12 protein-coding genes are annotated in these 15,639 nt (G+C 66.2%); 2 read left to right on the top strand and 10 right to left on the bottom strand.

Annotation, left to right across the window (positions count from 1 at the left end):
- Nucleotides 1-64: 64 nt before the first annotated feature.
- The 4 genes from AC10QF_RS15475 to AC10QF_RS15460 all read right to left on the bottom strand — a co-directional run bounded on the left by AC10QF_RS15475 (nucleotide 65) and on the right by AC10QF_RS15460 (nucleotide 5,672).
- Nucleotides 65-3,235, bottom strand: a complete 3,171-nt coding sequence (locus AC10QF_RS15475) for an efflux RND transporter permease subunit (RefSeq protein WP_019338348.1) — start codon at nucleotides 3,233-3,235, stop codon at nucleotides 65-67.
- A gap of 127 nt (nucleotides 3,236-3,362) precedes the next feature.
- The gene (locus AC10QF_RS15470) at nucleotides 3,363-4,586 is read right to left on the bottom strand and encodes an efflux RND transporter periplasmic adaptor subunit (RefSeq protein ID WP_262221490.1); all 1,224 of its coding nucleotides are present in this window, start codon (nucleotides 4,584-4,586) and stop codon (nucleotides 3,363-3,365) included.
- Nucleotides 4,587-4,677: 91 nt separating this feature from the next.
- The gene (locus tag AC10QF_RS15465) at nucleotides 4,678-5,448 is read right to left on the bottom strand and encodes an SDR family NAD(P)-dependent oxidoreductase (protein ID WP_053499154.1); all 771 of its coding nucleotides are present in this window, start codon (nucleotides 5,446-5,448) and stop codon (nucleotides 4,678-4,680) included.
- Nucleotides 5,445-5,672 carry a hypothetical protein gene (locus tag AC10QF_RS15460; RefSeq protein WP_049414419.1) on the bottom strand — a complete coding sequence of 76 codons (228 nt, stop codon included), beginning with the start codon at nucleotides 5,670-5,672 and terminating at the stop codon, nucleotides 5,445-5,447. Before AC10QF_RS15460 ends, AC10QF_RS15465 begins: the two co-directional genes overlap by 4 nt.
- Nucleotides 5,673-5,819: 147 nt before the next feature.
- On the opposite strand from AC10QF_RS15460, the gene AC10QF_RS15455 reads away from it, so the two are divergent.
- On the top strand, nucleotides 5,820-6,851 hold the full coding sequence (locus AC10QF_RS15455) for a LysR family transcriptional regulator (RefSeq protein ID WP_061477953.1): 1,032 nt from the start codon (nucleotides 5,820-5,822) through the stop codon (nucleotides 6,849-6,851).
- A gap of 202 nt (nucleotides 6,852-7,053) precedes the next feature.
- Here AC10QF_RS15455 and AC10QF_RS15450 read toward each other — a convergent pair whose 3' ends face one another.
- Complete coding sequence (locus AC10QF_RS15450; RefSeq protein ID WP_005416156.1) at nucleotides 7,054-7,749, bottom strand: YiaD family glycine zipper/OmpA-like lipoprotein; 696 nt, start codon at nucleotides 7,747-7,749, stop codon at nucleotides 7,054-7,056.
- 139 nt (nucleotides 7,750-7,888) lie between these two features.
- Complete coding sequence (locus AC10QF_RS15445; RefSeq protein WP_188248731.1) at nucleotides 7,889-9,304, bottom strand: FAD-binding domain-containing protein; 1,416 nt, start codon at nucleotides 9,302-9,304, stop codon at nucleotides 7,889-7,891.
- Between the two features lie 109 nt (nucleotides 9,305-9,413).
- Between AC10QF_RS15445 and AC10QF_RS15440 the strand changes: the two genes are divergently transcribed.
- The gene (locus tag AC10QF_RS15440) at nucleotides 9,414-9,998 is read left to right on the top strand and encodes an SMI1/KNR4 family protein (protein WP_005416154.1); all 585 of its coding nucleotides are present in this window, start codon (nucleotides 9,414-9,416) and stop codon (nucleotides 9,996-9,998) included.
- Nucleotides 9,999-10,017: 19 nt separating this feature from the next.
- Here the strand turns inward: AC10QF_RS15440 and AC10QF_RS15435 are convergent, their stop codons facing one another.
- The 4 genes from AC10QF_RS15435 to AC10QF_RS15420 are packed head-to-tail and all read right to left on the bottom strand — an operon-like array spanning nucleotide 10,018 to nucleotide 15,635.
- Nucleotides 10,018-10,632 (bottom strand): inorganic diphosphatase, encoded by a 615-nt coding sequence (locus AC10QF_RS15435; RefSeq protein ID WP_069137875.1) that lies wholly within the window; start codon nucleotides 10,630-10,632, stop codon nucleotides 10,018-10,020.
- A gap of 10 nt (nucleotides 10,633-10,642) precedes the next feature.
- The gene (locus tag AC10QF_RS15430) at nucleotides 10,643-11,992 is read right to left on the bottom strand and encodes a purple acid phosphatase family protein (protein ID WP_494542487.1); all 1,350 of its coding nucleotides are present in this window, start codon (nucleotides 11,990-11,992) and stop codon (nucleotides 10,643-10,645) included.
- A 14-nt stretch (nucleotides 11,993-12,006) separates the two neighbouring features.
- Entirely contained in the window at nucleotides 12,007-13,122 is a 1,116-nt protein-coding gene (locus tag AC10QF_RS15425) for a phytase (RefSeq protein WP_494542469.1), read from the bottom strand.
- A complete protein-coding gene (locus AC10QF_RS15420; protein WP_494542486.1) occupies nucleotides 13,122-15,635 on the bottom strand; it encodes a TonB-dependent receptor in 2,514 nt (837 codons plus the stop codon). Before AC10QF_RS15420 ends, AC10QF_RS15425 begins: the two co-directional genes overlap by 1 nt.
- Between the last annotated feature and the right edge of the window lie 4 nt (nucleotides 15,636-15,639).

Below are 15,639 nucleotides of genomic sequence, written 5' to 3'. Positions count from 1 at the left end.
GGATGCATGCCTTGTGAGGGGAAAGCCGCCACCGGCCAATGACCGGCGGCGACGGGGTTCCATATCAGTGGTGGATGGTCGGCTCGCCGTGCTGCACCAGCTGTCCACCACCGTTGCGGGTGACGAACTTGCGCAGGGCCACGTAGAACACCGGGGTAAGGAACAGGCCGAACAGGGTCACGCCCAGCATGCCGGCGAACACGGTGATACCGGTCACCGAGCGCACTTCGGCGCCTGCACCGTGCGACAACACCAGCGGCACGGTGCCGGCGATGAACGCGATGGAGGTCATCACGATCGGGCGCAGACGCAGGCGGCAGGCTTCCAATGCCGCTTCAACGATGCCCTTGCCGCCCATCTCCAGCTCTCGGGCGAACTCGACGATCAGGATCGCGTTCTTGCACGCCAGGCCCATCAGCACCACCAGGCCGACCTGCACGAACACGTTGTTGTCACCACCGGTCAACCACACGCCGAACAGCGCGGACAGCAGGGTCATCGGCACGATCAGGATCACCGCCAGCGGCAGCGACCAGCTCTCGTACAGCGCGGCCAGCACCAGGAAGGCCAGCATGATCGCCACCGGGAACACGATGAAGGCGGCCTTGCCCTGGGTTGCCTGCTGGTAGCTCAGGTCGGTCCATTCGGTGGTCATGCCCACCGGCAGCACCTTGCCGGCGATCTCGGTCAGCTTGTTCATCGCCTCGGCGGAGGATAGCAGGCGCGGGTCGGCTTCACCGGCCAGGTCAGCCGCCGGATAGCCATTGAAGCGCAGCACCGGGTCCGGGCCGAAGGTCTGCTTGATGGTGACCATCGAACCGATCGGCACCATCTCGCCGCGGTCGTTGCGGGTACGCAGCTTGCCGATGTCCTCGACCGTCTCGCGGTACGGACCATCGGCCTGGGCGATCACCTGCCAGGTGCGGCCGAACTGGTTGAAGTCGTTGACGTAGGCCGAACCCAGGTAGGTCTGCAACGTGTCGAACAGCTCGGTGAGCTGCACGCCCTGTGCCTTGGCCTTGACGCGGTCCACCTCGGCATCGAGCTGCGGCACGTTGGCCTGGTAGCTGGAAATCGGGAAGGCCATGCCCGGGGTCTGCGCGACGGTGCCCTGCATGGCCTGCACCGCATTCTGCAGCGCGCCGTAACCCAGGTTGCCACGGTCCTCGATGAACATCTGGTAGCCATTGCCATTGCCCAGGCCGAGGATCGGCGGCGGCATCATCGCGAACGCGAAGCCTTCCTGCAGGCCGGCAATCTTCTGGTTGATCTCGGCATTGATCTGCGCCGCGGTGCGGCCATGGCGCTCGGCGAACGGCTTGAGCGGGATGAACGCCACACCGGTGTTCGGCGTATTGGTGAACTGCAGCGCGTTCAGACCGGGGAACGAGATGGTGTGAGCGACGCCATCGGTTTCCTGGGCGATCTTGGCGACCTTGCGCAGCATTTCATCGGTGCGGGCGATCGACGAACCTTCCGGCAGCTTCACACCGGCGATCAGATACAGCTTGTCCTGGGTCGGAATGAAGCCCGGCGGCACCAGCTTGAAGATCACGCCGGTACCGACCAGCAGGATCGCGTAGACCACGAACACCGCCCCGCGGCGGCCGAGGATGCGGGCCACGCCACGCTCGTATTTCTCCGAGCTGGACTTGAAGAAGCGGTTGAACGGACGGAACACCCAGCCGAACAGGCGGTCGATCAGGCGGCTCGGGCCGTCCTTCGGAGCGCCGTGAGCCTTCAGCAGGCGCGCGGCCAGGGCCGGCGACAGGGTCAGCGAGTTGATCGCCGAGATCACCGTGGAAATGGCGATGGTGACCGCGAACTGCTTGTAGAACTGGCCGGTGACACCGGACAGGAACGCCATCGGCACGAACACGGCACACAGCACCAGCGCGATCGCCACGATCGGGCCGGACACCTCGCGCATGGCCTGGTGTGCCGCGGCGGTGGGCGACAGGCCTTCCTCGATGTTGCGCTCGACGTTCTCCACCACCACGATCGCGTCGTCGACCACGATGCCGATCGCCAGCACCAGGCCGAACAGGCTCAGCGTATTGATCGAGAAGCCCAGCAGGTACAGCGCGGCGAACGTACCCACCACCGACACCGGCACCGCGATCAACGGAATGATCGACGCACGCCAGGTCTGCAGGAACAGGATCACGACCAGCACCACCAGGGCGATCGCTTCCAGCAGCGTGGAGACCACGGCCTTGATCGAGTCGCGCACGAAGATGGTGGTGTCATACACCGCTTCGTACTTCACATCGGCCGGCATGGTCTTCTGCATCTCGTCCATCGTCGAGATGACCTGATCGCGGATTTCCAGCGCGTTGGCACCCGGCGACTGGAAGATACCGATACCCACCGCGTTCTTGCCGTCCAGCTGCGAGCGCAGGGTGTAGTCGCCCGCACCCAGTTCCAGGCGGGCCACGTCGGACAGGCGCACGATCTCGCCATCGGTGCCGCTCTTGAGCACGATGTCGCCGAATTCCTTTTCGGTCTTCAGCCGGCCCTGGGCATTGATCAGGGTCAGGAACTTGCTATCCGGCAGCGGTTCGGCGCCGAGCTGGCCGGCCGAAACCTGCACGTTCTGCTCGCGCATGGCGCGCACCACGTCGCTGGCGGTCAGGCCGCGCGAAGCCACCTTGTCCGGGTCCAGCCAGGCACGCATGGCGTAGTCGCCGCCACCGAAGATCTGCGCATCACCGACGCCCGGAATACGCGCCAGCGCATCCTTGACGTGCAGGCGCGCGTAGTTGCGCAGGTACAGGGTGTCGTACTTGCCTTGCGGCGAGGTCAGGTGCACCACCATCAGGAAGGTCGGCGACTGCTTCTGCGTGGTCACGCCCTGCCGGCGCACGTCCTCGGGCAGCCGCGCCTGCGCCTGCGCCACGCGGTTCTGCACCTTCACCGCCGCCGCGTCCGGGTCGGTGCCCGGGCGGAAGGTGACGGTCATCTGCAGCACGCCGTCCGAGCCGGCCACCGACTTCAGGTACATCATGCCTTCGACGCCGTTGATGGCCTCTTCGAGCGGTGTGGCGACGGTCTCGGCAATGACCTTGGGGTTGGCGCCCGGATAGACCGTGCGCACGACCACCGACGGCGGCACCACTTCGGGGTACTCGCTGATCGGCAGGATTGGAATCGTGATCAGGCCTGCGGCGAAGATCACGATCGACAGCACCGCCGCGAAGATCGGCCTGTCGATGAAGAAACGGGAAAAGTCCATGGAGGAATTCCTGGGAAAGGCATTCGGCGGGCAACAGCCACCCTGCCCCTCGTCGATACGACGAAGGCAGGGAAGGCTGCCGCTGGCGCCGGCAGCTAAGCGGGGACGCGGATCAGGAGACGGCGGATCAGTGGTTCAGTGCGGCGGTGGCATCGCGGCCCGGTGCCGGCACGGCCTGCGGCTGCATTGCCACGGCCTTGGCCTGCACCGGCATGCCCGGCATGAAGACCTTCTGCACGCCGTCGATGATCACCTTGTCTCCTGCCGCCAGGCCGTGCTCGACGATACGCAGGCCTTCAGCGGTGCGGCCAAGCTGGATGTCGCGGCGCTGGGCCTTGCCATCCTTGTCGACCACGTAGACGTACTTGCGGTCCTGGTCGGTCAGCACGGCCTTGTCGTCGATCAGCAGCGCCTGGAACTGGCCGCTGCCAAGCAGCTGCACGCGGGCGAACAGGCCCGGCGTGAACTGGCGATCGGCGTTGTCCAGCAGCGCACGGACGCGGATGGTCCCGGTACTGCGGGCCACCTGGTTGTCGAGGAAGTCGACCTTGCCCGTGTGCGGGTAGCCTTCTTCACCGGACAGGCCGACCTTCACCGGCAGCGCGCTGTCACGCTCGCTCGGGCGCTCGCCCTTGCGTGCCATCTGGGCGTAGCGCAGGAAGGTGCTTTCGTCAGCATCGAAGTAGACGAACACCGTGTCCAGCGAGACCAGCGTGGTCAGCACGCTGGCGCTGTCGCCGGCGGTGACCAGGTTGCCGGCGGTGACCATCGCGCGGCCGGCACGGCCGTCGATCGGTGCCCGTACCTTGGTGAACTCAAGATTGAGGCGGGCTGCATCCAATGCTGCCTGCGCGGCCTGCACGGCGGCGCCGGACTGGTCGGCAGCCGCACGGCGCTGCTCGGCGGTCTCGGTGGAGATCGCCTGCTGCTCGGACAGCCGCTTGGCGCGCTCGGACTCGCTGCGGGCCAGCGTGGCCTGGGTACGGGCGCGGGCCAGTTCGGCGGCCGCCCGATCGTACTCGGCCTGGTAACTGCGCGCGTCGATGGTGAAGAGCACTTCGCCCTTCTTCACTTCCTGGCCTTCGACGTAGTTGACCTTGTCGATGTAACCGGACACGCGCGGACGCAGTTCAACGCTCTGCACCGCTTCGACGCGGCCACTGAACTCGTCCCACTGGCTGACCTGCTTGACCAGTACCGGCGCGGCGCTGACCTGCGGCGGCGGCGGTGCACCGCCTTCTTCGGCATGGCCGCCGCTGCAGGCTGCAAGCACGGCCGCAGCGAGGATCGACACGCCGGCCATCGCAATGCGATGGCCGAAACGATGTGGGGTGGTATTGGGGGAAGTCATGGCATGCATCCGTACGGAGGGGTGGTACAGCGATATGAGAACGTGTTGCAAAAATCGGCGGCGAATACTGCGACCTCAACCATGGTCGAGGTCAAGCGATGCCTGCGGTGTCGCGCCACAGCGGAGGAACTTCCAGGTGCAGCAGGCCACGCGGCAATTCGGCATCGCTGCTGTCGCAGCGGACGATGGCGCGGTTGTCGCGGCACCCGTCAAGCAGGGAGACCACACGACGACCGACCAGCAACGAGCTGGGCCACTCGATGCAGGCATTGGCCGCGTTGGCCGGGGTACACACCGGGCTGCAGACTTCCAGCATCTGCGCGCGCACGCCCAGCGCCTGCGCTTCCTGGTGCACCACCTGCGCGTACATGCGCAGTGCGGCGGTGGTGATCGAGGTCTCGCCGTAGCCCGCCCAGGGCTTGGCGTTGGCCGGGCTGCCGATCATCACGTAGCGGCGCGCATGCACGTTGTCCTGCAGCAGCGGCAGCAGGTGGCGCACGGCGTGCACGTGCGGCATCAGGTCGGCCTGCATCGCGCCCAGCAGCTCATCGCCGTTGCGGTCGATCACCCGGCCGCGACGGTAGGGGCCACCCATGGCCGCGATCACGGCGGCCAACGGACGCGGGCGCTGCGCGATGCGTTCGGCCAGCGCGCGTGCCGAGCCGTCATCGCTGAGCGAACCCAGCAGCGTCTCCAGTCCGGGCTCATCCGCGAACTGCTCATGCAGCGCGGCCAGCCGGCCCGGATCGCGGCCAACCACCAGCACCGGGCTGCCGGCTTCCAGCAACGCGCCGACCACGCCCTGGCCGACGGCACCGGTACCGCCAAGGACCAGGACTTCGGGCGTCAGTATCCCATTCACGGGACATTTCCTCCCAAATCCGGGATAGTCCCGATTCGACGCAGGCGGTCGCCCTTGTGCGGGACCAGGCGGATGGCACCGCCACGCTGCTGACGCATGGGCGCGGTAAACTCACGAAAGTCCTTGTGTACCAAGGAACTCGGACGGGCTTCGACGGTCATCGCCAGGTCCAGGGTGTTCTGGCCGGCGTTCCGGAGTCGAGCAAGAATGTTGCGCAGGCTCATGGCGGACGGGCTCCAATTAACGAATGGCGCCACGATAGACCTCAAACCTTTACTTGATTAGTCCTGATTAAGGGGAATAATCATCCCGCTCCCGGTCCAATCGTTCTGTCACGATTGTCCCATCCCCGACGTCCAGGATCCCCGACCATGTCCCACGATCTCAACGAGACGCTGATCTTCGTCAAAGTGGTCGAGCAAGGCAGCTTCATTGCCGCTGCCAAATCGCTCGGCCTGCCCAAGACCACGGTCAGCCGCAAAGTGCAGGAGCTGGAAACGCGCCTGGGCGCGCGCCTGCTGCACCGGACCACGCGCCGCCTCGGCCTGACCGAAGCCGGTTCGATCTATCACGAACATTGCCAGCGCATCGCACGCGAGCTTGAAGAGGCCGAAAGCGCGGTGAGCCAGCTGCAGTCCGGCCCGCGCGGCTGGCTGCGCTTCACTGTGCCCTACTCGATCGGCATCACCTGGATTGCGCCGCTGCTGGGCCAGTTCCATGCGCAGTATCCAGAGATCCGCCTGGACATGCACATGGGTAACGAGAAGCTGGACCTGATCGCCGGTGAAGCGGACCTGGCGCTGCGCGTGGGTGCCCTGCCCGATTCCAATCTGGTCGCGCGCAAGCTGGGCAGCCTGCGCACGCAGGTGTTCGCCAGTCCGGCCTACATTGAGCGCTATGGCGAACCGCTGCATCCGGAAGAGCTGCAGTTCCATCGCATCCTGGCAATGCGCAAGCCGTACCACACCGGCAATTCGCCGCGCTTCACCTGGCAGCTGGGCGAGAACGGCGGCGAGCTGCGCGATTTCCCGGTCACCCCGCTGATGACCGCCAACGACATGTCTGCGTTGAATGGTGCATTGGTCTGTGGCGAAGGCCTGCTGCTGACCGGTGATGTGATGGCCAAGCCGTTCGTCGAATCGGGCATGGTGCGCCGCGTGCTGGCCGGCTGGACCGGCCCGGAAGTGGACTTCAATGCCGTGTTCGCCGGCGGCCGCCTGGTCTCGCCGAAGGTGCGTGCGTTTGTCGACTTCCTGGTCGAGAAGCTCAACTTCGATGCCAACTACATGCTGGCGCAGTGCCCCGGCGCGAAGCTGGCACAGCAGCAGAAGGCACAGGAAGATGCCGCGCTGGAGAACAGTGGCAAGCGGATCCTGGAGAAGGTGGCCGCTTCGGCGGCGTAACCTGCAGCAAGAGCGCCTATCCATCTCCTGGTAGATGCCGACCTTGGTCGGCATGGCTTACAGAGGGAGTCGAGCGCGGCTCGACTCTGCATGCGCTGTCGGTGTGCCGAGCAACGCTCGGCACCCACAAAAATGCCGCCTGCAAGGGCGGCATTTTCGCTCCGGCCGATGGCCGGACCGGCTCAAGCAGTAACGCTACGCGTTATTGCTTGAGCGGAATCACGCGAATCTCGACGCGGCGGTTCTTGGCGCGGCCGGCATCGGTGCTGTTGTCGGCAATCGGGTACGCCTTGCCGGCGCCCAGCGTTTCGATACGCACGCTCTGCACGCCCTGGCCGATCAGGTACTGCGCGACCGAGTCGGCGCGTTCCTTCGACAGGCGATTGTTGACCGCGTCGCTGCCGATGCTGTCGGTGTGGCCAACCACCTCGATCATGGTCTGGTTGTACTCACGCAGCGTACCGGCCACGCCGTTGAGCGAGCCATAGAACTGCGGCTTCAGGGTCGCCTTGCCGAAGTCGAAGGTGATGCCGTCCGGCAGGTTCAGCATGATGTTGTCGCCCTGGCGCTGCACATCGATGCCGGTGTTGGCGGTGCGCTCGCGCAGTGCACGTTCCTGGCGATCCTGGTACTGGCCGACGGCGGCACCGCTGAGTGCGCCGATACCGGCACCGATCAGCGCGTGCTGGCGCCGCTCGGTAGCACTGTCGCCGGTCAGCAGGCCGGCCGCCACGCCGATGGCGGTACCGATCAGTGCGTTGCGGCCGGTCCGGTTCTGCTGTTCGGTCGGGTTGCCGTACTGGTCACTCTGCACATAGGAGCCGCCGGTGGCGCAGGCCGACAGGACGGCCGCACTCATCAGGGCCAGTGCGACGTTGCGGGTGGTGTTGCGGATCATGAGGTTCTCCTTGGTTTCCGGTCGGCCGGCGGCTTGCGGGCGCAGAGAGAATAAACAGCCGAATGCGATGTCGGGATGATGATCCGGTGCGCCGACAGGGCCGCGTTCAGCTAACTGACCGGATCGCTCGCGTCACCCTTTATCCCGCCCCCGACTGGCGGTATGCCGCCAGCGCAGCATCGCGGCCCTCTGCCAGGTCCACCATCGGCGTGCGTGGGTAGTCAGGCGCGTGTGCTGCCAGGAGCAGGGGATGCTGCCACGGCGCAAACCGCGCCTTCACCGGCAGTGCCGCCAGCTCGGGCACCCAGCGGCTGATGTAGCGGGCCTGCGGATCGAACTTCTCGGCCTGGGTGACCGGGTTGAACACCCGGAAGTACGGCGCGGCATCGGCGCCGGTCCCGGCCACCCATTGCCAGCCCATTGTGTTGTTGGCCAGGTCGGCATCGACGAGGGTGTCCCAGAACCAGCGCGCGCCATGCAGCCAGTGCGCGCGAAGGTGCTTGCACAGGTAGCTGGCCACGATCATCCGCACCCGGTTATGCATGTAGCCGGTGTGCCACAGCTCGCGCAGTCCGGCATCAACGATCGGCACGCCGGTGTTGCCGCGCTGCCAGTCGTGCAGTTGCGCTGCAGTCGGTGCCGCCCAGGGGAATCGGTCGAAACGCGGATTGAGGTTGTCCGTGGGCGTCTTCGGAAAGTGATGCAACAGGTGGTAGGCGAAATCACGCCAGCCCAGTTGCCGCAGATAGCCGTCGATGTCGGCATCGGTGCCGGCACTGCGCAGTCTTTCCAGCGCATGCGCGATGCGCCAGGGTGCGATTTCGCCGAAATGCAGGTGCGGCGACAGCCGCGAGGTGCCCACGCGGTCCGGCAGGTCACGCTGCTCGCGGTAACCGCGCAAGGCGCCGTCCTCGAACACCGACAGCGCCTCCAGCGCACCGGCTTCACCCGGCTGCCAGTACTCCCAGAAGCCGGTATCCCAATCCAGCGTCGGTGCAAGCTGGAGATCATCAAGTGCGAGGCTGTCGACCGCGTGCGGCGTCAGTGCCTCCGGTGCGGCCTGCAGTGCCGGCAGGCGCCAATGACTGAGCACGTTGCGCCAGTACGGCGTGAACACCTTGTACGGCTGTCCCTGCTGGGTGGCGATGTCCCAGGGCTCGAACAACAGGCTGCCATTGCAGCTCTGCGCGTCGACGCCCTGCTCGCGCAGCGTGCGCTTGATGGTAGCGTCGCGAGGCTGGGTGGCCGGCTCGTACTTGCGGTTCCAGTACACCGCCTCGGCGCCGGTCTGCTCGATCAGCAACTGCAGGGCCGGCAGGCTGTCACCACTGCGCAGCACCAGCGACGAGCCGCGCGCGCGCAGGTCCGCATCCAGCGCGGTCAGTGAACGGTGGCGCCACGCATCGGAGGCAGCACCCGGCACCCACTCGCCCTCCTCGTGCGGCGCGTGGACGTAGACCGGCACCACATCGTGGCCCGCGTCCAGCGCGGCCTGCAGGGCCGGATTGTCCTGCAGCCGCAGATCACGACGGAACCATACCAACGCTACCGACACAGGCAATGCCTTCGTTGTGGAAGGCGGCCATGATAGCCAGCGGTGGTGAAGGCGATGCGCGCAGACGCCGTCTGCTAGGCTGCATGGCCGCTGCCCGTTGGACTCTGACATGGATGATCTGCACGCCTCATTCGCCCGCTTCGGGCTGCTGCACGCCCAGCACGAGCGTGACTGGCAGGGCCCGTTCCCGCTGCCCCCGGTACTGGCACGCTTCTACGCGCAGGTCGGGCCGCTGGGCGAAGAGATCAATGCCCGGGTAGGCACCGCCGGCATCACCGTTCCCGGCCTTGATGTCTGGATACCGCCGCTGAAACGCCTGTGGAGCCATCAGGCCGGCTATCGATGGCATGGCATCAGCGGCGAACGGATCAACGACTGGCCCTCGAACTGGCTGGTGATTGCCGATCGCAGCGCTGATCCGTTCATCCTCGATCTGGACGACGGCCGTGTGCTGTTCAGCCATCACGGTGCCGGCCTGCTGGATGCCGTCGAAATGACTGCCGACGTGCCGACCCTGATGGCGGCTCTGGCTGCAGCGGGTACGGTGTACCTCGATGCCGGCGATGACCTCTACAACGACGATGACGATGGCGGCATCCGTCCTGAACACCAGGAGGCAGCCGTACAGGCGGTGGCCCGGGTACTGGGCGACCGCCTGCAGGCCGAATCGTTCATCGAGACGTTGCTGGACTGAATCCACGCATGGCGTGGATCTACCTTTCGAAGCGGTTCATCGCTTCGCTGATCAGCGCCCGCGCCTCGGCGGCGTTGCCCCAACCGTTGAGCTGGACCGGGTTGCGCCCGGCCGGCAGGTCCTTGTAGACCCGGAAGAACGCCTCGATGCGCTGTCTTTCGATCTCCGGCAGATCGGCCAGGTCGCGGATGTTGGCGTAGGTCGGGTCAACCTTGTCGGTCGGTACGCCGATGATCTTCTCGTCATGCTCGCCGCCGTCGATCATCTTCAGGTAGCCGATCGGCCGGAAGCGTACGATCACGCCCGGATGCAGGGGTTCACGGGTCAGCACCAGCGCGTCCAGCGGATCGTTGTCGCCAGCCAACGTGCGCGGCATCGAACCGTAGTTGGCCGGATAGGCGACCGGCATCGACTGGAAGCGGTCCACATGCACCAGGCCGTCTTCCTTGATCTCGTACTTGGTGAAGCTGCCGGCTGGAATCTCCACCGCCAGATTCACTTCCTGCGGGGCTTCCCTTGGTTGGGCCACCAGGAACGGATGCAGCACGGTATCGGCAGCGGTCACCGCTGTCGCGAGCAGGAGCAGGGCCCCGCCGATGGCAGCCATGGGGACAAGACGGCGTACGGTTTTCATCTGGATCTCCTCATTCCCAGCAGCGATCGGCGCGGCCCTTGGCAGTCTGCGCACGCGGGCAATCACGCGGCGTGATGCGGCCTTCGGTCAGCTCCATGCGCTGTTTTCCCCCCTTGGCATCGCGGCGCAGTTCGAAGGCATCGTAGAGACGTCCGGTCACGGTGCGCGCTTCATAACGCAGGCGCTGCGGGTCGATGTTCAACACCTGGAACAACTGGGTGTCTTCGGCCACTGGGTTCATCGTCCTGCGCGCTTCATCGGACAGGCGGTACTGCTTCGGTCCGGCTACAGTCACCACGTACTGCGGCGTTGCGGCCTGCCCTTCGCCACGGCGGCCATAGGTGTGGTCGTGGCCCTGCAGCACCAGATCGACGTTGTGGCGGCGTACCACCGGCAACAGCGCGTCACGCAACGCGGCGTTCTCGCGCCCTTCGCGCGGCGAGTAGAACGGCTGGTGCAGCAACACGATGGTCCACGGCTGCGGATTGCCGGTCAGCACCTTGTCCAGCCATTGTGCCTGTGCCGTAGCGGTGCCGAGGTCGAGTGCCGATGTGCCGTCTACCACGGCCACGCGCACGCCCTGCGAATCGAACCAGTAGCTGCTCTGCTGCGCAGCGCTGGCACCATTGCCCGGCAACGCGAACGTGACCGGCCAGTGGCGGCCCAGCACGCGGCGCTCCTGCGGGGTGTCCTCGAATTCCTCGAAGTACTCATGATTGCCTATGGCCGGCGCCACGAACGTTTCCTGCGCCAGCCAGCCGACGGCGGCAAACCATTCGCCCCACTCGCTGTCATCCACGTTGTCGCCGCCGCTGACCAGGTCGCCGGCAAACAGGCTCATGCGTGCCTGCGGTGCGGCCTTCTGCGCGGCACGCACCACGCGACTGACATGGCTGACGTTCTTGTTCTGGGTATCGCCGAAGTAAAGCAGGGTCAGCGGCTGGTCGGTGGCAGCCAGCGTGCGCAGCTGGTTCCATGCACTCCAACTGCCGTTTCCCTGCACACGGTAGACGTACTGGGTATCCGGCTGCAGGCCATCGATATCTGCACGATGGTGGTGCGACAGGCCGTTCTCGGTCTGCAGCGCGCGGGTCGTCGCACGAACCTGGCGGATGCCTTCGATGGCCGGCGAATCTGCGGCCATTGCGATCTCCAGCAGCGGCGCCTGCACGCTGCCATCGGTGCGCCAGGCCACTGCGAACCCATGGCTGGGATCGACCGCCGGCGAGGCGACGATGCGGTCCGGCACCGTCGTCGCTGCGTAGTGGCGGCTACCTGCCGGCACCTGGGTATTCGGTTCGGCCGCCGCGAACGACAGCGACGGCAGCGCCAGCAGCAGACCCAGGGCCAACGTGCGCATCACGCGCTGCCGGCTCATGCGCCACACTCCAGCGGCAACGCCAGTTGCTTGGCGATGCTCTCCCAGTCGAACGCCACCACGCCCTGGTCGTCATGCACGGCATACAGCGCACCGTGCGGGAAGCGCGTGCTGGCTTGCTGCATCATCCAGATGCCATCGGTGTTGGCCACGGTATTGCCCTGGAACGCGCCGACCGGCTTCAGCGTGTGCCGGTCGAACAGATGGAACACGCTGCGCTGCTTGCCCTGTTCGGTGGTGATCCACCAGCCATCCTTGCCGCAGGTGCGCAGGGCCACGCCTTCGGCCTGTGCCTTGAACACGTCGCGGCCGAAGGTGGTGCCGGTGAAGCGGCCCGCGAGGGTGTAGACCTTGAACTCGCTGGCGTAGCTCTCGTCCTCTTCGGCGATCAGCAGGCGGTCGTTCTCGGGATCGCCCCAGATCGACTCGACCACGCGCAGCGCACCAGTCTCGGTGGTATCGCCGATGCTGGCCACCAGCTTCGCGTCGACCTTCTCACCATTGCGGGTCACGTGATACTGACGCACGCGCTTGTCCAGCTCGGCCAGCGGCGGCAGGATGTCGCGCCCCTGTGCATCCTCGCCGTTGTCCCAGGAGTCGGTGACGTAGACGCTGTAGCCATCGGCACGGCGGTCGACCCACAGCCCGTAAGGCTTGCGCAGGTCGTCCGCCGCGAACGTCGCCAGCGGCGCGAAGTCCGGCAGGCGCAGTACCTGCACGCGGCGATTGTCGCGCTCCACGATCCACAGCAGGTCGTCGGTCACCGCGATGCCGTTTGGGCGGTCGAACTGCCCCGGTGCGGTGCCGCTGCTGCCGACGTCACGCAGGTGCTGGCCGGTGCTGCCGTCGTAGACCACCAGCTTGTCGGTGGCCTTGGCAGTGGCGATCAGCCACAGTACGCCGTCCGGCGCGCGCCAGGCCGCCGGCGAATCGATGTTGTCGGCCGGGGTCATCGGTGACAGGAACGCTTCGGCGATGGTGGCCACCTCGCGCTCGCCACTGGCGGCCGGCGAGGCCGCTCCCGCAACCGGATCGTTGCCGGTGGCCGGCGTGCAGCCGGCGACCAGCGTAGCCGCCAGCGCGGCGGCCAGGACAGTGACGCCACGCCCCATCACAGCGCCACCTTCAGGCCCAGCGCATAGGTGCGGCCGTACTCTTCCAGCTGCAGGGTGCGCGAACGGGTGCCCTGGTACAGCTCCAACGGCTTGTCCAGCAGGTTCTGCGCCTCGAAGTACACGCTCACGCGCGGGGTGAACTTGTAGTCAAGCGAGAAATCGAGCTGGGTGTTGGGTGCCACGTAGATGTCGAATGCGCGCCCCTTGCCGATGCTGTCCAGGTACTCGCTGCGGTACACGGCCGCCAGGCGCGTGCTTACACCATACTTTTCATAGCCGATGTGTGCGCTGTAGACATGCTTGGAAGCGCGCGGCAGCGTGAAGTCCTCGCCCGCACGGTCCTTGATGCCGGCATCGAACTTCGTATCCAGCCAGGTGCCACTGGCGCCGACCAGCAGGCCATCCAGGCCGTCCGGCAGGAAGGCCAGCTGCTGCTGCCAGTTGAACTCCGCACCACGCACGGTGGCCTTGCGACCATTGATCGGCTGCGTCACATCGAATCCACCGTAGGCCGGATCATTGGTGCGCACGGTTTCGACGATGTAGCCATCGATCGACTTGTGGAACAGGCCCAGCGAAACGATGCCGCTGCTGCCGATGTACTTCTCCACCGACAGGTCGATGTTCTTCGACTCGTACGGATCCAGTTCCGGGTTACCCAGGCGCACTTCCTCGTCACCACGGCTGTAACCCACGCGCGGCGAGACGTCGCCGAAGGATGGGCGCGATACGGTCTTGTTGGCCGAGGCGCGCAGCACCCAGTCATCAGCCGCGTCATAGCGCAGGTGCAGGCCCGGCAGCACGTTGGTGTAGCTGCTGTTGGCCACGCGCGGGGTGAGGGTGAAGCTGCGGCCGTTGGCGGCCACGTCCACCTGGTTGCCGGTCGCCTTGAAGCGGGTGTTCTCCACGCGCACGCCGCCGATGAGGCGCAGCGCGCCCACGTCCCAGGTACCCATGGCGTAGCTGGCGAAGATGTCTTCGCTGGCCACGTAATCCTCTTCCAGCGACGTCATCGCATTGCCGCCGACGTCCTGCGGGCGGGCGCTGTACTGGCTGCCATTGGCCGCCCAGAAGGCACGCATCGCCGCCGAATCCATGCCGTCGCCGAAATTGCCGTGGCGATGTTCGGGCGAGGAGGTGGTCCAGCCCGCCAGCGCCACCTTCGGGCCGACGCGCAGTTCGCGCTCATCCACATTCACGTCGCGGTCGCGCCAGCGGCCCAGCAGACCGAACTTGATGCTGCTGCTGTCGCCGTCGAAGCGCACGTTGACCTGCGCGCTGTGCTCCTTGTCGTTCACCTGCTTGGGCGATAGCACGAAGCGGTCGAACGCGTAGTTGCTGTTGTCCAGCCACTGCGGGTTGTCGAAGCTGTAGCTGGGCAGCCGGCTGCTCTGGTCCAGGCTGCCGTTGAACGCCTTGCCGTTGAGCTTGAAACGCGCCTCCATCTCGTCGTTCACGCGCTCTTCGGTACGGGTGTAGCCGATCCGGTAATCAACCACGGCGTTGGTCAACTTGTTCTCGCCGCCCAGGCTGGCCGCGAAGGTGTTTTCCTTCTTGGTGCGGTAGCGCATGCGCTTGTCGATCGAGTCCTTCGGCATGCCATCCAGGCGGTACTGGTCGGTGCCGGTCTTGACCATCTTCGCGTCGTCGAAGTTGAAGATCACGCGCTGGCGGGTCTCCGCATCGTCGAACTGGCTGTACAGCGTGCGCAGGTAGTACCTGCTGTCTTCGTCCGGCCGCCAGTCGAGGTTGAGGTTGGCGCCGATGCGCTTGCGCTCGATCTCGTACTTGCGGTGCTGCAGGTTGATCGCGGTCACGTCACCGGGGGCGGCATCGTCCTCGCCGTCGTACTCCACTTCGGTGTTGTCCGACTCGAACCGGCGCTTCTGGTAGTTCACGCCCAGCGCCACGCCGAAGGTGTCGTTGAACACTTCGCTGTAGTTGAAGGCCGCCTTCGGGCTGGTCTCCCCGGACAGCTGCTGGTGGCTGCCCTCGATCTTGCCACGCAGGCTGCGACCGTCGCGGTCGAAGGCCGAGGCCGATTCCACCAGCACGGCACCGCCGATGGCATCACCGGGCATGTCCGGGGTCGGCGACTTCACCACGCGCAGGCGTTCGGTGGAATCGGACGGGATCACGTCCAGCGGCGCGGCACGGCTGGAATCCTCCGGCGTGCCCACGGCGATGCCATCCACGCTGACGCTGTTGAGATTGGCGTCCAGGCCACGGATGACCACGAAACGGCCCTCGCCCTGGTCACGGGTCACGCTGATGCCCGGCAGGCGCTGCAGCGACTCGGCCACGTTCTTGTCCGGGTACTGGCCCAGGGCATCGGAGGACACCGCGTCTTCGATGGCGTCGCTGCCGCGCTTGAGGTCGACCGCGCGGATCTGCGATTCGAGCTGGGCGCGCACCTCGATACGGTCCAGGTCGACCGCGTCGGCCGCCACGGCGCCGGTGGCGGCTACCGCCTGCTGCCCGGCGGCCTGCAGCGGGGCGGCAGCCCCCATCGCC

The organism is Stenotrophomonas maltophilia complex sp. Om-AH-Sm3 (assembly GCF_059337855.1).
Note: the sequence above shows the minus strand (reverse complement) of the source record. Positions and strands in the feature narration are given on the sequence as shown.